We start from the raw sequence: 18382 nt of genomic DNA, 5'->3' as shown, positions 1-18382 counted from the left end.
GGTGTCGTCCCTGCGCACGCAGGGACGACGTCGAGGATAAAGCGTGGCGCACTTAGTACAGCCCGGTTACGCGATCAGCCGCTCGCCATCGCTACCGGCAATTCTCAGCGCCACCACGCTGCCGACACGCTCGCCCGCAATCGCCACCGGCAGATAGTGCTCCGTGCGGCCCTGGCCTTCGCTCTCGATCAGCACGCCGCGTGTCGCGCCGATCTCGGCCTGCAACCGCTTGCGCAGCGCTGCTTCTCCCACTGCCCGCAGCCGTCGCGCACGCTCCTTGATCGCGCTGCCCGCAACCTGCGGCATCCGCGCGGCCGGGGTGCCGGGGCGGGGCGAATAGGGGAAGACGTGCAGGAATGTCAGGCCGCATTCCTCGACGAGGTCGAGCGAACGCGAGAACATCGCGTCGGTCTCGGTCGGGAAGCCCGCGATGATGTCGGCGCCGAAGACGACGTCGGGGCGCAGGCGGCGCACCTGCTCGCAGAAGCGAAGCACGTCCTGCCGCGAATGCCGCCGCTTCATGCGCTTCAGGATCATGTCGTCGCCGGATTGCAGCGACAGATGCAGATGCGGCATCAGGCGCGCATCGTCGGCGATGGCATCGAGCAGGTCGTCGTCCGCCTCGATCGAATCGATCGAGGAGATGCGCAGGCGCTTCAGCTCCGGCACATGGCGCAGGATCTGCTTCGTCAGCAGGCCGAGCTTCGGCGCGCCCGGCAGATCGGCGCCGTAGCTGGTGAGATCGACGCCGGTCAGCACGATCTCGGCATGGCCGCGCCGGGCCAGCGCCCGCACCTGCTCGACCACCGCGCCCATCGGCACCGAGCGCGAATTGCCGCGGCCATAGGGGATGATGCAGAAGGTGCAGCGATGATCACAGCCGTTCTGCACCTGCACGAACACGCGCGGCAGGCCGCTCGCAAAACCGTCGATGAGATGCGGCGCCATCTCCTTCACCGACATGATGTCGCTGACGGCGATCTTCTCGCCGGCGCCGAGATCGAACGCATCGCGCGTCTCGCGCCAGGCTTCGCGGCGCATCTTGTCGTCATTGCCGACGACGCGATCGACCTCGGCCATGTCGGCGAACATCGCAGCCTGCGTCTGCGCCGCGCAGCCGGTGACGACGATGCGTGCCCCGGGCCGTTCGCGCTTCAATTTTCGTATCGATTGACGCGCCTGCGCCACCGCCTCGTTGGTGACCGCGCAACTATTGATGACGATGGTGTCGTTGAGCCCTGCGCCTTCGGCCTCGCGGCGCATCACCTCGGCCTCGAAGGCATTGAGGCGGCAGCCGAAGGTGACGATTTCGACGGCCATCAGGCGACCGGCGCGAACAGCGCCGGATCGAACCTGCCCTCATATTCGAAGGTCGCGGTGCCCGTCATCAGCACGTGGTCGTCGCGCTCGCGCCACTCAATGCCGAGCTTGCCGCCGGGCAGCGTGATCTCGACCTTGCGCTTGGCCCGCTTCAGTCGCGCCGCGGCGACCGCGGTCGCGCAGGCCGCCGAGCCGCAGGCCCTGGTCAGGCCGGCACCGCGTTCCCAGGTCCGGATCGTGATGTGCTCTCGATCGACGATATGGGCGAGCGTGATGTTGGCGCGCTCCGGGAAGATCGGATGGTTTTCGAGCAGCGGACCGAAGCGGCCGAGATCGTAAGCGTTGACATCCTCGACCCAGAAGATCGCATGCGGATTGCCCATGCTCACCGCGGATGGCGAATGCAGGATCGGATTGTCGATCGGCCCGATCTGCAATTCGATGTAGCGGGTGTCGCGAAACTCTTCCGCCAGCGGAATGTCCTGCCAGCCAAACTTCGGCGCGCCCATGTCGACAGTGTAGAGATCCGGCGACGGGCCCTGCCAGGCGTTGAGGAGGCCAGCAGCCGTCTCGAACGTTGCGGTGGTCTGGCCGGTCTTCTCGAAGATGCGGCGCACGACGCAACGCATGCCGTTGCCGCAGGCGCCGGCCACCGACCCGTCATTGTTGTAGATGCAGATGAAGGCCTCGGTGCCCTCGAGCCGCGGCCTCGAGAGCACCATGAGCTGGTCATAGGCCACGCCGCCGTTCGCGGACGCCACCGCGCGGGCATCGTCCGGCGTGACCCGACCTGCGGAATCGCGCATGTCGACAACGACGATCTCGTTGCCGATGCCGTTCATCTTGGCAAATGCGTGATTGGCCAGCGCGCTCATGAAAATTCCCGAATTTCGCCCGTCTTATATGGCGATCCTTGCCGGCTTGGCCAGTGATTTGCGGTCAGCGGCCAAGAGGTCTGCCATGACGCATCTGTCATGGGACGAATTCCGCGCTTGCGTGTTAAAACGGCGCGGCTTGCCGCGAACCGGGATGCGCGGCTGGCTGCAGCCGAATTTCAGGCCTTGGTGGGCAAGGCGTGGTGATTAAGGCCTTGGTGATCAAGGCCTTGGGGAGAATAAAATGATCGGGTTTCGTCGTCTCGCTCTGGCCGCGCTGATCCCGGCAGCGGCCTTGTCGCTTGGACTGCCGGAGGTTCTGGCGCAAACCCCAAGCCCCGCAACGCCCAGCCCGGCACCGGCCGCCTCGGCAAGTCCCTCGCCAGCCCCGTCGGCTTCCCCCTCCCCAGCCGCGAGCGCCTCGCCTGCGCCGACGACGTCGCCCTCGCCCGCAGCCAGTGCTTCGCCCAGCCCGGCAGCACCGCCACCTGCCGCCGCCGCAACGCCTGCTCCGGTGCAGACCGCCGATCCGTTCGGCCTGGAGACCACGCTCGAGGCCAAGAAGGTCGTGATGGTGAAGGGTACCGCGAACTGGGACTCGGCCTTCGACACGCTGATCGATGCCTTCAAGGCGCTGAACACGCTCCTGGACAAGCAGGGCATCAAGCACGCCGGCAATCCGATGATCGTCTACACCTCGACCGACGACACCGGCTTCACCTTCCTTGCCGAGATTCCGGTCGAGCAGGATCCCAAGAACTTGTCCAAGGACATGAGCATCGGCAAGTCGCCGGAGGGCAAGGTGCTGAAATTCGTCCATCGCGGCTCCTACGACAACATGGACAACACCTACGAGGCGATCACCAATCACCTCGACGACAAGAGGCTGGAAGCCAAGGACACTTTCATCGAGGAATATCTCACCGATCCGCTCAAGACCGCTGAGGACAAGCTCGTGATCAATGTTTTCGTACCGCTGAAATGAGAGAGATGAAGAAGCCTGCCGTACTTGCGACGTCCCTTGCCGCCGTTTTCGCCACGCTGCTGGCAACGCCTGCGCTTGCCGATGATTTTCCGTCCGCCATTTCGGTGAGCGGCGAAGCCAATATCTCCGTGGCGCCGGATCTCGCCCAGATCGACGCCGGCGTCGCCAATGACGCCAAGACGGCGAAGGAGGCCTCCGACGCCAACAACGCCGCCATGGGCAAGGTGCTGCTGGCGCTGAAAGGCGCCGGGATCGACGAGAAGGATTACCAGACCTCGCGTCTGTCGCTGCAGCCGCAATACGGCCAAAACAAATCCACCGGCGCATCTCCGGTGGTCGGCTTCCGCGCCTCCAACCGCGTCACCGTGAAGATTCGCGACGTCACCAAGGTCGCCGGCATCATCGATGCGCTGGTCGGCGCCGGTGCCAACGACATCGGCAACATCTCCTTCGAGGTGACGCAGGCCTCGAAGCTGCTCGACGACGCCCGCGAGCGGGCCGTCGCGGATGCCCGCCGCAAAGCCGAGATCTACGCCAAGGCAACGGGCGCGACGTTGGGCGCGCCGCTCAGCATCACCGAGGGCGGCGCCCCGGTGCCGCTCTTCAAGGCGCGGATGGCAACGGCGCCGATGGCTGCGCCGGCAGCCGTTGCACCGGGCGAGGAGACGCTGTCGGTGACGGTGAATGTGAGCTGGGCGATCAAGGCCAAGGAGTAGTAACTCTGTGCCCCGGACGCGCTGCAGCATGAAACGCTGCTGCGCCGCGTCCGGCACGAACAGTACGCGCGGAGAGAGCTAAATCTCCACCACCTGCCCCGGCAGCATCGCCACGAACCGCTCCTGCGGAATCTTGGCTGCATCGAGCGCTTCCATCAGCGCCTTCGCCGGTGCGTCGATTGCCTCGTCGGTAAGCTGGAACGTGAAGTGATGATGTCCGAGCGCTTGCTCGGCACCGCAATCGGCCAACGCCTTCACCGCATCTTCCGGATTCATGTGCTGGTCGCGCATGAACCAGCGCGGCTCGTAGGCGCCGATCGGGAGGATGGCGAGGCGCAGCGGCCCGTGCTTCTCGGCGACGCGACGGAAATGCCGCCCGTCGCCGTAACCGGAATCGCAGACGATGTAGATTTTCCCGGCCGGCGTCTCCAGCACGAAGCTCGCCCACAGCGCCCTGTTCCGATCGAACATGCCGCGTGCGGTCCAGTGCCGCGTCGGCACCAGGTGCACGGCGATGCCGCCACCGAGCTCGACACGCTCGTGCCAGTCGAACGCTTCCACCTTGATCGTCCGGTCCCAGCTACGCATCGTAACGTCGTTGCCGAGCGGGGTGACCACGCGCGGGGCGAAGTTTTTCGCGAGCCGCGACAGCGTCGCGATGTCGAGATGGTCGTAGTGGCCGTGCGAGACCAGCACGACGTCGACCTTCGGCAGCTGCTCGAATGCGATGCCGGGATCGTTGCGCCGCTTCGGCCCGGCGAAGGCGACCGGCGAGACCCGCGTCGACCAGACGGGATCGACCAGGATGTTGAGGCCGCCGGTCTGGATCAGCCAGCTGGCATGACCGACGAAAGAAAGCCGCACCTTGCCGCCCTCGACCCGCTCCGGCGGAGTGTCGGCATGAGGGCTGGGCGCCCAATCCGGCCATTTCGCGCGCTGCCGCTTGCCGCCGAACTGCCAGCGCAGCACCTCACGCAGCGATTTTGGCGGCGCCCCGTCCGGATCGAAGAAGGTCAGACCATCGAAATGGTCGGAGATGGGACCGTCATAGGTTTTCATGTTGGACATCCAAAGGGACGGGACACCGACCAGCGCGCCGGCCCCCGCAAGCAGCCCAAGAACATGGCGGCGGGTGACGGGCACAGGCGGGCTTTCAGGAATGGCGGCGGAGGTAAGTCATCACCTTCTATATGGGCGGGGCCAAGAGAAAAGGAACCGGCTGCCAAAAGGGACCTGTTTTCAGGACCTTACCCTGGCAAAGCCGCCACGCCACGCTAACTTTCCTTGACTTTTGGGCGGGAGCGGCGTTTAACCCCGCCACTTTCTCGGAAAGGCTTTCTTTTCGACCCGCCGACCGGCCCTCGAGACCGGAGGTCAACGCCCGACAGCGCTGTGCGCCCTCGGGCGCAAAGGTGTTTGGAAGATCGTTTGCCAAGAAAGTGGTCATCGCCCGACTTGATCGGGCGATCCAGTATCCCAGAGGCGGCTCGGCTGGAACCGAGAAGCCGCTGCTTACTGGATGCCCCGGTCAAGCCGGGTCATGACAGCGGCGAGTAACGGAGCGCTCTTCCCGTCGGGAAGACAGCAACAGGACAACGGCATTGTTCGACAATCTGTCGGAACGGCTTGGTGGCATTCTCGATCGTCTGACGGGGCGCGGCGCGCTGACCGAAAAGGACGTCGATGCCGCGATGCGCGAGGTGCGCCGCGCGCTGCTGGAAGCCGACGTCGCGCTCGAAGTGGTGCGCAGCTTCACCGAGCGCGTGCGCGAGCAGGCGATCGGCGCCACCGTCGTCAAGTCGGTCACCCCCGGCCAGATGGTGGTCAAGATCGTCCATGACGAGCTGGTCAACACGCTCGGCAGCGAAGGCCAGACCATCGACGTCAATTCCGTGCCGCCGGTGCCGATCATGATGGTCGGTTTGCAAGGCTCGGGTAAGACCACCACCACCGCCAAGCTCGCCCGCCGCCTGGTCCAGCGCGACAAGCGCAAGGTGCTAATGGCCTCGCTCGACGTCTACCGTCCGGCGGCGATGGAGCAGCTGGCCGTGCTCGGCCGCGACCTCGACATTCCCACGCTTCCGATCGTGGCGGGCCAGCAGCCGCCGCAAATCGCCAAGCGCGCGCTGGAAGCCGGCAAGCTTGGCGGCTACGACATCGTGCTGCTCGACACCGCCGGCCGCACCACGCTCGACGAAGAGATGATGGCAGAGGCGGCCGCGATCAAGGCGGCGGCCAACCCGCATGAAGTGCTGCTGGTTGCCGACAGCCTCACCGGCCAGGACGCCGTGAACCTAGCCCGCTCATTCGACCAGCGCGTCGGCCTCACCGGCATCGTGCTGACGCGGGTGGACGGCGATGGCCGCGGCGGTGCCGCGCTGTCGATGCGCGCCGTCACCGGCAAGCCGATCAAGCTGATCGGCACCGGTGAAAAGACCGACGCGCTGGAAGACTTCCACCCCGACCGTATCGCCGGCCGCATCCTCGGCATGGGCGACGTGGTCTCGCTGGTCGAGCGCGCCGCCGCCAATATCGACGCCGAGAAGGCCGCGCGCACCGCCGAGCGCATGCGCAAGGGTCAGTTCGACCTCAACGACATGCGCGAGCAGCTGTTGCAGATGGCCAACATGGGCGGCATCAGCGGGCTGATGGGCATGATGCCCGGCATCTCCAAGATGAAGAACCAGATCGCCGCGGCCGGCATCGACGACAAGATCTTGAAGCGCCAGGTCGCGATCATCGATTCCATGACGCGCGACGAGCGCCGTCATCCGGACCTGCTGAAGGCGAGTCGCAAGAAGCGCATCGCCGCAGGCTCCGGCCAGAGCGTCGAGCACGTCAACAAGCTTCTGAAGATGCATCGGAACATGGCCGACGTGATGAAGGCCATGGGCTCGGGCAAGCGCGGCCCGCTCGCCGGCATCGCGCAGGCCATGGGCTTCGGCGGCGGCATGAAGATGCCCTCTCCGGAAGAGATGAAGGCGCTGCAGGAGAAGATGCAGAGCGGCGGCGGACAAGGCCTGCCGAATCTGCCGAAGGATCTGCCCGCCGGCTTGCGCCAGGGCCTGCCGAATGTGCCGGGGCTCACGGGCCTCAGCAACAAGCCGACCCTGCCCGGGCTCGGCGGCTTCCCCGGATTGGGGAAGAAGAAGTGAGGGCACTCTCTCCCCTCGTCACTCCGGGGCACGCGAAGCGTGAACCCGGAATCCATCGACCCGCAGATGCGGGGAGGAATGGATTCCGGGCTCGCGCCTGACGGCGCGCCCCGGAATGACGAGCAAACTTTTCAATTAACCGACACTCAGGAGACCAACATGTCCGTCGTTATCCGCCTCGCCCGCGCAGGCACCAAGAAGCGTCCCGTCTATCACGTCGTCGTCGCCGATTCGCGCTTTCCGCGCGACGGCCGCTTCATCGAGCGTCTCGGCTATTTCAACCCGCTGCTGCCGAAGGACAACGAGGCGCGCCTCAAGCTCGACATGGAGAAGGTGAAGGCCTGGGTCGCCAAGGGCGCGCAGCCGTCGGACCGCGTGATGCGTTTCCTCGACGCCGCCGGCGTCAAGAAGCGCGAAGCGCGCAACAATCCGCAGAAGGCCGTGCCGCGCAAGGAGCGCAAGGCGCAGGCCGAAGCCGCCGCGAAGGGCTAAGGCTAGACCATGTCGGCGCTGGTCTGCGTCGCGCGGATCGGCGCCGCGCATGGTGTGCGCGGTGCGGTCAAGCTGTGGACTTTTACGGAAGATCCCTTTGCCGTCCGCCGCTACGGTCCGCTGTCGACCAAGGACGGCAGGCGCCAGTTCGAAATCGCGCAGCTGCGCGAGGCCAAAGATCATCTGGTCGCGACCTTCAAGGGTGTCGCGACCCGCGATGAGGCCGAGCGCCTCAACGGCATCGAGCTCTACGTCGCGCGCGACAAGCTGCCCGCGACGGATGAGGACGAATATTACCACACCGATCTGATCGGGCTCGCGGCCGTCACAACGGGCGGCGAGCCGCTCGGCCGCGTGCTCGCGGTCCACAATTTCGGCGCCGGCGACATCATCGAGATCGCCCCGCTCAAGGGCCCGACGATGCTGCTGCCGTTCTCCAACGCGGTGGTGCCGGAGGTCGACATTGCGGGCGGCCGCGTCGTGATCGCGCTGCCGCAGGAGATCGAGGGCGAGGAGCGCGATGCTTCCTCCACGAGTCGGCCTGCCGAAAGCCGCAACCCATAACCACCGACTACAATTTTGGCTAAGCTGATCGCTCCGGCCGTCGCAAAACTGGCTGCGGTCGCTATGGGTGCCGGATCTGCGCGCTTGAGGCGCGCTTGTCCGGGACGACGAGAACTGAGATCCGATGACAAACCCCTTGCCCTGGCGCGCGACGGTGCTGACGCTGTTTCCGGAGATGTTTCCGGGACCGCTCGGCGTGAGCCTGGCCGGGCGGGCGCTGGCATCCGGAATCTGGGAGATCGAGGCCCGCGACATCCGGGCCTCCGCCACCGACCGCCACCGCAGCGTCGACGACACCCCGGCCGGTGGCGGGCCGGGCATGGTGTTGCGGGCGGATGTTCTGGCGGACGCCATCGATGCCGCCGGGATCGGTCCGGACCGGCCGAAACTCCTGATGAGCCCGCGCGGTCGGCCATTGACCCAGGCCCGGGTTGCGGAGCTCGCCCGGGGTCCAGGTCCCCTGATCGTCTGCGGGCGCTTCGAGGGCGTGGACCAGCGGGTGATCGACGGCCGCGCTCTGGAGGAGGTCTCGATCGGCGATTACGTGCTGTCCGGGGGCGAAATCGCCGCCATGGCCCTGATCGACGCCTGCGTGCGGCTGCTGCCGGGGGTGATGGGCAAAGAGGCCTCGGGAACCGAGGAAAGCTTTTCCGAGGGCCTTCTGGAGTATCCCCAATACACCCGCCCGCAGCTGTTCGAGGGGGCTCCGATCCCTAATATCCTGACCTCGGGCGACCATGCCAAGGTGGCCGCCTGGCGGCGGGCGCAATCCGAGGCCCTGACGGCGGCCCGGCGGCCAGATTTGTGGGCCCAAATCCCGCCCAAACCGGCGAATCGGGCCGGGCGCCAAAAAACGCCAAAAAACAAGACAGACGGGTGACAAACGCTCCGGCTTGCCTTATAGGAGCGGCCAAATCCGCAATGGCTGGATAGACGAATTTTGCGCAGCCCCCCGTTTCCAGGGCTGGGCGCGCCGATGGAGATTTACCCATGAACCTGATCAAGCAGCTCGAGCAAGAGCAATTCGACAAGCTGTCCGCCGGCAAGGACATTCCGGAATTCGGTCCCGGCGACACCGTGATCGTCAACGTGAAGGTCGTAGAAGGCGACCGCACCCGCGTGCAGGCCTATGAAGGCGTCTGCATCGGCCGTTCCGGCGGTGGCCTCAACGAGAGCTTCACCGTCCGCAAGATCTCCTACGGCGAGGGCGTGGAGCGCGTGTTCCCGGTGATGTCGCCGATGATCGACTCGATCAAGGTGGTGCGCCGCGGCAAGGTGCGTCGCGCCAAGCTCTATTACCTGCGCAACCTTCGCGGCAAGTCGGCCCGCATCGTCGAGAAGCAGGACCGCCAGGCTGCCGTCGGCGAGTAAGCTTCGCCCCACCCGGCAAGTTTTCGAAAGCGCGGGGCTCGGCTCCGCGCTTTTTTGTTTTGCTCCGCGCCCTCCCCGACCCCGTCATTGCGAGCGCAGCGAAGCAATCCAGAATCTTTCCGCAGAGGCAGTCCTGGATTGCTTCGTCGCAAGGGCTCCTCGCAATGACGGTGCCGCTAGGCTCTCGCGCTTTAACTTGCGCGTGCTATATAGCCTCTAGAATGTTTCCAGATCCGACCAGCCTCGCCCCCGTCAAGCGCATCGTCATCGACGATCGCTCGCGGCTGCCTGGCCGGTTCTTCGGACGCTTCGCGACCTCGGCAACGTCAGAGCTTATTCGCGCAGCCTGAAAGGCTGCGCCGACGATTTTGTTGCCCGCGCGCCACCTGCGCATATCCGCTGACACAACGTTCTTTCGGAGCTGACGCTCATGTCCAAGCCGACCACATTGTACGACAAGATCTGGAACGACCACCTGGTGCACGAAGCCGAGGACGGCACCTGCCTGCTCTATATCGACCGTCACCTGGTGCACGAGGTGACATCGCCGCAGGCGTTCGAAGGCCTGCGCGCGACGGGGCGCAAGGTCCACGCGCCCGAGAAGACGCTCGCCGTCGTCGACCACAACGTGCCGACCACCGATCGCACCAAGCCCAATCCCGATCCGGAGAGCATCGAGCAGATCAAGGCGCTGGCCGAGAACGCCAGGGAATTCGGCATCGAATATTACAACGAGTTCGACAAGCGCCAGGGCATCGTTCACGTCATCGGCCCCGAGCAGGGCTTTACGCTGCCCGGCACCACCATCGTCTGCGGTGACAGCCACACCTCGACGCATGGCGCCTTCGGCGCGCTCGCGCACGGCATCGGCACGAGCGAAGTCGAGCACGTGCTGGCGACGCAGACGCTGATCCAGAAGAAGGCCAAGAACATGCGCGTCACCGTCGATGGCAAATTGCCCGACGGCGTCACCGGCAAGGACATCATCCTGGCCATCATCGGCGAGATCGGCACCGCCGGCGGCACCGGCTACGTGCTGGAATATGCCGGCGACGCGATCCGTGCGCTCTCGATGGAGGGCCGCATGACGGTCTGCAACATGTCGATCGAAGGCGGCGCCCGCGCCGGCCTCGTTGCGCCCGACCAGAAGGCCTACGACTTCCTGCGTGATCGTCCGAAGGCCCCGAAGGGCGCGGCCTGGGATGCGGCGATGCGCTATTGGGAGGGCTTGCGCTCCGACGAAGGCGCGCATTTCGACCACGAGCTGCGCCTCGACGCCGCAAAACTGCCGCCGATCGTGACCTGGGGTACCTCGCCTGAAGACGTGATCTCGGTCACCGGCATCGTGCCCGATCCCGACAAGATCGCGGACGAGGCCAAGCGCATCTCCAAGCATCGCGCCTTGAAGTACATGGGCCTGACCGCGGGAACGAAGATCACCGACATCAAGCTCGACCGCGTCTTCATCGGCTCCTGCACCAACGGCCGCATCGAGGATTTGCGCGCGGCGGCCAAGATCGCCGAGGGCAAGACGGTCAACGCCAACGTCAACGCCATGGTCGTGCCGGGCTCCGGCATCGTGAAGGAGCAGGCCGAGGCCGAGGGCCTCGACAAGATCTTCATCAAGGCCGGCTTCGAATGGCGCGAGCCGGGCTGCTCGATGTGCCTTGCCATGAATCCGGACAAGCTGAAGCCGGAAGAGCGCTGCGCCTCGACCTCGAACCGCAATTTCGAGGGCCGCCAGGGCTTCAAGGGCCGCACCCATCTGGTGTCGCCGGCGATGGCGGCGGCCGCGGCGATCGCGGGGCACTTCGTCGATGTCCGGGACTGGCGCTAAGCCGCTCCCCGCAATTGTAGCGATCGCGGCAAACCGCCGTTAATCGATCGCCTGACACTCTCGTCCTCGCGATGATGTCGCGAGGACATGCCTCATGGCCAACAAGCCGGAATATGTCGACCTGATCGGCGAAGCCACGCGCCAGCACCGCCGGCGCGCGGCGCCCTTGCGCATCGTCGCCAAGCCGGAGGTCGAGGAGACCTCCAAGCTCAGCCGCTGGCCGCCGGCGATGTTCAAGCAATGGAAGCTGGACAATCTGATGCGGTGGAAGGCTTCGTCGTGGAAGCTGAAGGATTGGCTCTAACCAGTCCCGCCGTCATGCCCGGGCTCGTCCCGGGCATCCACGAATTCTCTGCGCAAGCCCGAAGAACGTGGATGGCCGGGACAAGCCCGGCCATGACGAATGCAGAGCCAGCAATTCACTCACATCACCAATAGTAGCGGTACGGATAGTGCCAGCGCGGCCAGCGGCAGACGCGGCGCGGGCCGTAATAGGTCCAGATGATCCGGCAGCGGCGCGGATAGTGATAGTAGGGATAATAGCCGCCGTAATAGTAGCGCCGGTGAAAGTGGCGATAGCCGTAATGCGGGCGATGATAAGCCCAATGGCGGTGATAGCCGCCATATCCGCCGTAGCGGACCCCGCCATAGCGATAGCCGCCGTGGAACGCCGGCGCGGCGCGGAAGCCACCGACATGGCCGCCGTGAAATCCGCCACCGCGGAAACCGCCGCCGCCGTGAAAATGTCCGCCACCGCCATGTCCGCCGCCGCCGTGGCGAACCGGCGTGACGAGGTCCTCGGTTGCAGTCTTCGCCGCGGGTGACGTCGCCGGATTGATCAGGGTCAGCGCTTCAGCACGACGCGTGGTGCCGGCCGACAGCATCAGCGTCGCGGCCGCTGCAATCCCGAGCAGGCGCATCGGGCTTGTCCTGAAACCCAAACTCCTCAGCATGGAATTCTCCCTGACTCTGGATAGCGGAGTTTGCGATGCTCGTTTCCGGCCCGCGTCATCCCTGTTCAACCGCAGTCGCTCCCGAGGTTAAGATTGAGGAGAGCGATGTGAACGCCCCATGAATGAACGAAGCAGGGCTCCGCGCTGCGGCGCCGTGCCGCGATGGGAAGGAATTCGAGAGATGACTGTCTATGCAATCGCACAATTGACGATGACGGACCGCGCGGCCTACGACCGCTACCAGGCGCGGTTCTTCGACGTGTTCAGAAAGTACAATGGGCGGCTGCTCGCCGCCGACGAGCGCCCGCGCGTGCTGGAGGGAACATGGCCGCACGACAAGCTGGTCATGATGTCGTTTCCGGACGAGGCCGCCTTCCTCGCCTTCTCGAACTCGCCCGACTACGAAGAGATCTCGCGTGACCGCAAGGCCGGCGCAAAGGCGACCGTGCTGCTGGTCAAGGGATTTGCGCCCGCGAGCTAGCGGTTCACCAGAACGGCCCGTAGCCGAACACGAAGGGTGCGGGCACGGGATAGGGATAGGGCCGGTAATAGACGGGCCGCGCGTAGTAGCGCGGATCACGGCGCACCGCAGGCCGCACGACGCCATGCGTGCGCGCCGGCCGTCGCGCATCGAAAACCGCGATTCCAGCCGAGGCCTCCGGCATCGTCGCCCTGTGCGCCGCGGAGGCGCGCGGCAGGCCCGCGGCAAGCGCGACGGCAACGGCCCATGCAACCCATCTCGCCATGATGACCCCGCGAGGCTTCTGCGCTGCGCGCGCGTGTTGAACCGGCGTTAGCCGGGACGCCAATAGCAGCTCACACGCGGCACGATCACGGTGCCGCTCGGCCGGTATTCCTGCACATAGGTCGCGTTGCATTCGCGGACCGCGTTGGGACCGGGATTGTAGCGCGGATAGACGCCGTCAGGGCTGTAATAGGGCGTAACACGCAGGCGGGCCGGCGGGCGCTTGCGCGGCGGGGGGATGTCGTCCGGCGCCGTCGCCTGCGCGAGCCTCACGCCGGGGGCCGCCGTCTCAGCCTTCGCGCCGACGCAAAACTGCGAAAACAACCCCATGCACAGTAGCGTCAGCGCTGTTTTTGCTCGCATTTTTTCGCCCACCTGTAACGTCCCGTGACGGCCCCACGCTCCCCGTTTTGGCGGCGCCCGTCAACCTCGCCGCGCTTATAATGCGGGATGCATCGCCGCGGAACCCGCGGTATGAGGGTCTCATGTGGACGGAATTGAAAGCCCCTTCGCTCGCCGAGATGGAAGCGACGGCACACGAGATCTTCGAGGGCCTGCCGGCGGAATTTCGCGCCCTGTGCGAGGGCGTCATCATCCGCGTCGACGACTTCCCGACCGAGGAGGTCCTGGACCAGATGGACTGCGAGAGCGAGTTCGACCTGCTCGGCCTGTTCCAGGGCGTCGGCCTGCCCCAGCAGAGCCTTGGCGACGTGGCGCGGCTGCCCAACATGGTCTGGCTCTACCGCCGCCCGATCCTGGATTACTGGGCCGAGCACGACGAAAGCCTCGGCCATATCGTCCGCCACGTCCTGATCCACGAGATCGGCCACCATTTCGGTCTCTCGGACGACGATATGGCCGCGATCGAGGCGCGGGTGGAGTAATCGGTCTCGACTCACCTCTCCCCAGCGGGGAGAGGTCGATTTGCGCAGCAAATCGGGTGAGGGGGCGCTGCCCCAAGTGACACCGTAGCCCCTCACCCGGCGCGCGGGACGATGCTGCGCATCGCCCGGGACGCGCCGACCTCTCCCAAGGGAGAGGTGACTTCCCGATGCCGCGCCAGTAGAGCCTCAAACTCGCGGAGCAGACGAGCCCTGCCGAATTCGGCCTAGGATTCAGGCCACGGACACGATAAATACGCCTTCCCTGAACCACCCGGGAAACGCAACCATGGACAAGTTCACCACGCTGGAAGGCGTCGCGGCGCCGCTGAAGATCATCAATGTCGACACCGACATGATCATTCCGAAGCAGTACCTCAAGACCATCAAGCGGACCGGCCTTGGCAAGGGGCTCTTCTCCGAGCAGCGCTACAAGGACGACGGCAGCGAGAATCCGGATTTCGTCCTCAACCAGCCCGCCTATCGCAATGCGAAGGTGCTGGTCGCCGGCGACAATTTCGGCTGCGGCTCGAGCCGCGAGCATGCGCCCTGGGCGCTGCTCGACTTCGGCATCCGCTGCGTGATCTCGACCTCGTTCGGCGACATCTTCTACAACAATTGCTTCAAGAACGGCATCCTGCCGATCCGGGTGTCGCAGGAAGACCTCGACAAGCTGTTCGACGATGCCGAGCGCGGCGCCAACGCGACGCTGACGATCGACCTGCCGAACCAGGAGATCCGCGGGCCCGACGGCGGCAAGGTCAAGTTCGAGATCGACCCGTTCCGCAAGCACTGCCTGATCAACGGCCTCGACGACATCGGCCTCACCATGGAAAAGAAGGCCTCGATCGACTCCTACGAGGACAAGCTCAAGCGCGAACGCGCCTGGGCCTGATCGCAAAGTTGGTTTGAGCCCCGGTGCCGCAAGCGCCGGGGCTTTTTCTTTGTCCGGCTAATCTCCTGGTTTGTGCGGATGCTGCCCGAGATCGTCACCTTCTGGCATGGCCCGATGGACGCGCTGCGCCAGACCTGCCTGCGCTCGCAACTGGCTGCGGGCCACAAGGTCACGGTCTACAGCTTCGACACCATTCCCGGCCTGCCCGCCGGCGTCGCGAACGCCGAGGCGGAAGCGATCCTGCCGCACGCGTTCTCCGAACGCCTCCGGCCGCCGCAGCCGGACGGCAGCTGGCGCGACTGGACCACGTTACAGTTCAGCGACTTCTTCCGCATGAAGCTGATGGCGAAGGGCCTCGGCCTCTGGCTCGACGCCGACGTGCTGCTCTTGAAGCCGGTCGAGATCGACCCGGCAAAGCCCTATTTCGCCTGGGAGCGGCCCCGCCAGCTCGGCAATTCCGTGATCTATCTGCCGGCGGAGCACGGCATCGTGCGCGCGTTCGAAGAGCTGATGGAGCAGGAGGAGCTGACGCCGAACTGGCTGTCGCTGCGCCACCGCATCATCTTCATGATGCGGCGCCTGCGCGGCGGCTCCCACCGCCTTTCGGATATTCGCGTCGCGATCTATGGACCTGCAGCGCTGACCGCGCTCGCGCGCCGCACCGGCGAATTGCACAATGCGCTTCCGAAGCAATCGTTCTACGCCGTGCACGCCGAGCCAAGACTGTTCTTCGATCCCTCCAGCTATCTCGGCCTCGTCACCGACCCCGCCATCATCGGCCTGCATATCTCACCCAAGGGCCGCGGCGGCGAAAAGCCGGTACCGGGCAGCCTGTATGCGTGGGCGGCGGAGCGATTCGGGTAGCCGCCGCGCAGAAAGTGCGCTCCCGCTCCCGCAAGCGGGAGAGGTGCAGCGGAGGTCGCGGCCCCACCCAATTTGATCCAGCGCAACGCGCCTCTGCAACATCGTGCTTATTTGGCTCCAATTCCGCCGTCCGAAGGGAGCTTTCCATGAGCACCGCAAGCAGGCCTTATCCCATCGTCCAGGACCTCATCGACTCCTTTGCGAGCTGGCTGAAGCATCGCCGCGAGATCAACGAGATGCGGCAGCTCGATCGCGCCGATTTCGACCGGATCGCGAGCGATCTGAGGATCGCGCCTGACGATCTGGAAGAGCTGGTCCGTCACGGCAAGCACTCTGCCGACGAGCTGCCGATGATGCTGCAGCAGCTCGGCATCAGCGCCGAAGGCCTCGGCCGCGCGCAGCCGCTATTGCTGCGCGACATGGAGCGGGTCTGCTCGCTGTGCAATCACAAGGCAGAATGCGACCGCGATCTCGCCGACGGCACCGCCGCGGAGAATTATCACGGCTATTGCGCCAACGCCTCGACCCTGGAATCGCTCGATCGCGCCGACCTCGCGCCGCGCTGAACGGCGCCTCGTGCCGAGTCATTTGGCGGCAATAGACCACTTGAAGTGGCCGGCTGATCAGGCGCGGTTCGCCATCGCGGCCGCTTCGGCGGCGGCGCGCTGCATGCTGGTCGACATCTCGTTCGTCACCGTGCTCTGCTCCTCGATCGCCGCGGCCGTCGACGTCACGTACTCGCTGACATTGTTGATGGCCTGCTTGATCGCAACGAGGGCACCGACGACGTCCCCCGAGATCTGATTGAGGCTGCCGATCTCCTGAGCGATCTTGTCGGTGGCCTGCTTGGCCTGATTGGCAAGCCCCTTCACCTCGGATGCGACCACGGCAAAGCCGCGGCCGGCTTCCCCGGCACGGGCCGATTCGATCGTCGCGTTGAGCGCGAGCAAATTGATTTGGCCGGTGATGTTGTTGATCATCTCCACGATGCCGCTCATCGACTGCGCGGCATCGGTGAGGCGCTGGGCCTGGGCATCGGCGGAGGAGACCTGCTCAACGGCGCCGATCGCGGTTTCGCGCGATTTGGTCATGGCCTCCGATATCTCGCGTACCGATGCGTTGAGCTCCTCAGAGCCCGCAGCGACCGATTCCATCATGGCGCGGACGCGCTCGTTGCCCATCCGGACCAACACCTGCCTGGTGGTGTCGGTGGCGTATTTCACCACCTTGAACGGCTTGCCGTTGAGATCGAGGATCGGATTGTAGGAGGCCTGGATGTAGATCTCCTTGCCGCCCTTGCCGATGCGCTTGTATTCGGCCGCCTGGTATTCGCCGCGATTGAGCGCCGCCCAGAACTCGCGGTAGGCGGCGCCGTCTCGCTCCGAGGGCTCGACGAACATGCTGTGGTGCTTGCCCTTGATCTCGGCCAGCGAATAGCCGACCGCACCGAGGAAGTTGGCATTGGCCGTGATGATCGTGCCGTCCATGTTGAACTCGATGACGGCCTGCGCCTTGTCGATCGCCGCGATCTGACCGGCGAGATCGGCGTTCTTCAGCTTGTCCGCAGTTATGTCGTTTGCGAATTTGACGACACCGAAGGGCTTCCCCGTATCGTCCAGCACGGGATTATAGCTCGCCAGGATCCACACTTCCTTGCCGCCCTTGCCGATGCGCTTGAACTCGCCGGCCTGGTATTCCCCGCGGTTGAGCTTATCCCAGAACGCGCGATAGGCCGCACTATCCTGCTCAGCGGCGGGCACGAACAGGCTGTGGTGCTTGCCCTCGATCTCGGCCAGCGAATAGCCGAGCGTCCTGCAGAAATTCTCGTTGGCGGTGACGACGGTGCCGTCGAGCTTGAACTCGATCACGGCCTGGGCCCGATTGATGGCGGCAAGCTTGGACGCATCAGCCATGCTGCGCAGTTTCTTCGCAGTGATGTCGGTCGCGATCTTGATCACCTTGACCGGCTTGCCATCATTGCCGAGCACTGGATTGTATGACGCTTCGATCCAAATCGCGCGGCCGCCATTCGCGATGCGCTTGAACTCGCCTGCCTGAAATTCGCCGCGGCGCAGGGCTGCCCAGAAGGCCTGGTAATCGGCGCCGTCGCGCTGATCGGCCGGCACGAACATGGAGTGGTGCTTGCCCTGGATCTGGTCAAGATCGTAACCGAGCGCGTTCAGGAAATTCTTGTTGGCCTTGACGATCGTGCCATCCATGTTGAACTCGATCATGGCCTGCGAGCGGCCAACCGCATCAATTTGCGCCTGCGCATCGCCCAGAAACTTGCGACCAAACATTCGTTTTGCTCCGACATTGACGCTCAGTCCGCAGCACGGGCGAACCGGCCTCCAGCATCCATCCTGTTGCGGCGGAGCATTTTCGCTCGACTGCCGTCCTTGCGAATGGAGGAGATATCTGAATCGAATTATCAGAGTATTTGTCCGATCGCCGACACAATGGCCGCTTTTTGCCACGGCGATTAACCCGACAGCGACGCACCACCACCTTGACGCGCCGGTGGCCTTGAACTGCGAAAGTCACGCTAAATTCGCTATCGGTATTCGGCAAAAAGCTGATCGCGGGACATCACACGCGCCGCTCTCACGAGCCGCGCGTGGCTGATCTGCGGCCGGAAGAAACGATCTTCAGGTGCGCCGCGCGCCCTGGCAATTTGTCGCAGGGGTCCGCGGGTCGCTGCCGTTCGCCTGGGAGTGGATCAATCTCGC

21 protein-coding genes are annotated in these 18382 nt (G+C 65.0%); 14 read left to right on the top strand and 7 right to left on the bottom strand.

Annotated elements, in window-relative coordinates:
- Positions 1 to 66 precede the first annotated feature (66 nt).
- On the bottom strand, positions 67 to 1320 hold the full coding sequence (mtaB, locus tag P6U31_RS01710) for a tRNA (N(6)-L-threonylcarbamoyladenosine(37)-C(2))-methylthiotransferase MtaB (RefSeq protein ID WP_407186564.1): 1254 nt from the start codon (positions 1318 to 1320) through the stop codon (positions 67 to 69).
- Positions 1320 to 2195, bottom strand: coding sequence for a diaminopimelate epimerase (gene dapF, locus P6U31_RS01705; RefSeq protein WP_407186563.1), 876 nt, complete (start codon positions 2193 to 2195; stop codon positions 1320 to 1322). Before dapF ends, mtaB begins: the two co-directional genes overlap by 1 nt.
- A gap of 244 nt (positions 2196 to 2439) precedes the next feature.
- Here dapF and P6U31_RS01700 point away from each other — a divergent pair, with 244 nt between their 5' ends.
- Complete coding sequence (locus P6U31_RS01700; RefSeq protein ID WP_407186562.1) at positions 2440 to 3180, top strand: GyrI-like domain-containing protein; 741 nt, start codon at positions 2440 to 2442, stop codon at positions 3178 to 3180.
- 5 nt (positions 3181 to 3185) lie between these two features.
- The gene (locus tag P6U31_RS01695; RefSeq protein ID WP_407186561.1) at positions 3186 to 3896 is read left to right on the top strand and encodes an SIMPL domain-containing protein; all 711 of its coding nucleotides are present in this window, start codon (positions 3186 to 3188) and stop codon (positions 3894 to 3896) included.
- Positions 3897 to 3974: 78 nt separating this feature from the next.
- Here P6U31_RS01695 and P6U31_RS01690 read toward each other — a convergent pair whose 3' ends face one another.
- Positions 3975 to 5039, bottom strand: coding sequence for an MBL fold metallo-hydrolase (locus P6U31_RS01690; RefSeq protein WP_407186560.1), 1065 nt, complete (start codon positions 5037 to 5039; stop codon positions 3975 to 3977).
- A 458-nt stretch (positions 5040 to 5497) separates the two neighbouring features.
- Between P6U31_RS01690 and ffh the strand changes: the two genes are divergently transcribed.
- The 7 genes from ffh to P6U31_RS01655 all read left to right on the top strand — a co-directional run bounded on the left by ffh (position 5498) and on the right by P6U31_RS01655 (position 11619).
- Positions 5498 to 7051: a signal recognition particle protein gene (gene ffh, locus P6U31_RS01685; protein ID WP_407186559.1), complete on the top strand. Its 1554-nt coding sequence runs from the start codon at positions 5498 to 5500 to the stop codon at positions 7049 to 7051.
- Positions 7052 to 7210: 159 nt separating this feature from the next.
- On the top strand, positions 7211 to 7543 hold the full coding sequence (gene rpsP, locus P6U31_RS01680) for a 30S ribosomal protein S16 (RefSeq protein ID WP_407186558.1): 333 nt from the start codon (positions 7211 to 7213) through the stop codon (positions 7541 to 7543).
- Between the two features lie 9 nt (positions 7544 to 7552).
- Entirely contained in the window at positions 7553 to 8107 is a 555-nt protein-coding gene (gene rimM, locus P6U31_RS01675; RefSeq protein ID WP_407186557.1) for a ribosome maturation factor RimM, read from the top strand.
- 124 nt (positions 8108 to 8231) lie between these two features.
- The gene (trmD, locus tag P6U31_RS01670; RefSeq protein WP_407186556.1) at positions 8232 to 8987 is read left to right on the top strand and encodes a tRNA (guanosine(37)-N1)-methyltransferase TrmD; all 756 of its coding nucleotides are present in this window, start codon (positions 8232 to 8234) and stop codon (positions 8985 to 8987) included.
- A 110-nt stretch (positions 8988 to 9097) separates the two neighbouring features.
- Positions 9098 to 9478, top strand: a complete 381-nt coding sequence (gene rplS, locus P6U31_RS01665) for a 50S ribosomal protein L19 (RefSeq protein ID WP_011083318.1) — start codon at positions 9098 to 9100, stop codon at positions 9476 to 9478.
- A 430-nt stretch (positions 9479 to 9908) separates the two neighbouring features.
- Entirely contained in the window at positions 9909 to 11315 is a 1407-nt protein-coding gene (leuC, locus tag P6U31_RS01660; protein ID WP_407186555.1) for a 3-isopropylmalate dehydratase large subunit, read from the top strand.
- Positions 11316 to 11409: 94 nt separating this feature from the next.
- Complete coding sequence (locus P6U31_RS01655) at positions 11410 to 11619, top strand: hypothetical protein (RefSeq protein WP_063198504.1); 210 nt, start codon at positions 11410 to 11412, stop codon at positions 11617 to 11619.
- 124 nt (positions 11620 to 11743) lie between these two features.
- Here P6U31_RS01655 and P6U31_RS01650 read toward each other — a convergent pair whose 3' ends face one another.
- Positions 11744 to 12268 carry a hypothetical protein gene (locus tag P6U31_RS01650; protein ID WP_407186554.1) on the bottom strand — a complete coding sequence of 175 codons (525 nt, stop codon included), beginning with the start codon at positions 12266 to 12268 and terminating at the stop codon, positions 11744 to 11746.
- Positions 12269 to 12449: 181 nt separating this feature from the next.
- Between P6U31_RS01650 and P6U31_RS01645 the strand changes: the two genes are divergently transcribed.
- The gene (locus tag P6U31_RS01645) at positions 12450 to 12749 is read left to right on the top strand and encodes a DUF1330 domain-containing protein (protein ID WP_407186553.1); all 300 of its coding nucleotides are present in this window, start codon (positions 12450 to 12452) and stop codon (positions 12747 to 12749) included.
- Between the two features lie 4 nt (positions 12750 to 12753).
- Here the strand turns inward: P6U31_RS01645 and P6U31_RS01640 are convergent, their stop codons facing one another.
- The gene (locus P6U31_RS01640; RefSeq protein WP_407186552.1) at positions 12754 to 13014 is read right to left on the bottom strand and encodes a hypothetical protein; all 261 of its coding nucleotides are present in this window, start codon (positions 13012 to 13014) and stop codon (positions 12754 to 12756) included.
- Between the two features lie 47 nt (positions 13015 to 13061).
- Complete coding sequence (locus P6U31_RS01635; RefSeq protein WP_407190064.1) at positions 13062 to 13343, bottom strand: hypothetical protein; 282 nt, start codon at positions 13341 to 13343, stop codon at positions 13062 to 13064.
- A gap of 155 nt (positions 13344 to 13498) precedes the next feature.
- On the opposite strand from P6U31_RS01635, the gene P6U31_RS01630 reads away from it, so the two are divergent.
- The 4 genes from P6U31_RS01630 to P6U31_RS01615 all read left to right on the top strand — a co-directional run bounded on the left by P6U31_RS01630 (position 13499) and on the right by P6U31_RS01615 (position 16219).
- Positions 13499 to 13897, top strand: coding sequence for a metallopeptidase family protein (locus P6U31_RS01630; protein WP_407186551.1), 399 nt, complete (start codon positions 13499 to 13501; stop codon positions 13895 to 13897).
- Between the two features lie 286 nt (positions 13898 to 14183).
- Complete coding sequence (leuD, locus tag P6U31_RS01625) at positions 14184 to 14789, top strand: 3-isopropylmalate dehydratase small subunit (RefSeq protein WP_027573022.1); 606 nt, start codon at positions 14184 to 14186, stop codon at positions 14787 to 14789.
- A 78-nt stretch (positions 14790 to 14867) separates the two neighbouring features.
- Positions 14868 to 15653, top strand: coding sequence for a hypothetical protein (locus tag P6U31_RS01620; protein ID WP_407186550.1), 786 nt, complete (start codon positions 14868 to 14870; stop codon positions 15651 to 15653).
- A gap of 146 nt (positions 15654 to 15799) precedes the next feature.
- Positions 15800 to 16219: a hypothetical protein gene (locus tag P6U31_RS01615; RefSeq protein ID WP_407186549.1), complete on the top strand. Its 420-nt coding sequence runs from the start codon at positions 15800 to 15802 to the stop codon at positions 16217 to 16219.
- A gap of 57 nt (positions 16220 to 16276) precedes the next feature.
- Here the strand turns inward: P6U31_RS01615 and P6U31_RS01610 are convergent, their stop codons facing one another.
- Positions 16277 to 17953: a PAS domain-containing protein gene (locus P6U31_RS01610; protein ID WP_407190063.1), complete on the bottom strand. Its 1677-nt coding sequence runs from the start codon at positions 17951 to 17953 to the stop codon at positions 16277 to 16279.
- Positions 17954 to 18382 lie beyond the last annotated feature (429 nt).

The sequence above is a fragment of the Bradyrhizobium centrosematis genome (assembly GCF_045571495.1).
Taxonomy (GTDB): domain Bacteria; phylum Pseudomonadota; class Alphaproteobacteria; order Rhizobiales; family Xanthobacteraceae; genus Bradyrhizobium; species Bradyrhizobium centrosematis.
This window is presented reverse-complemented; position numbering and strand designations above follow the sequence as displayed.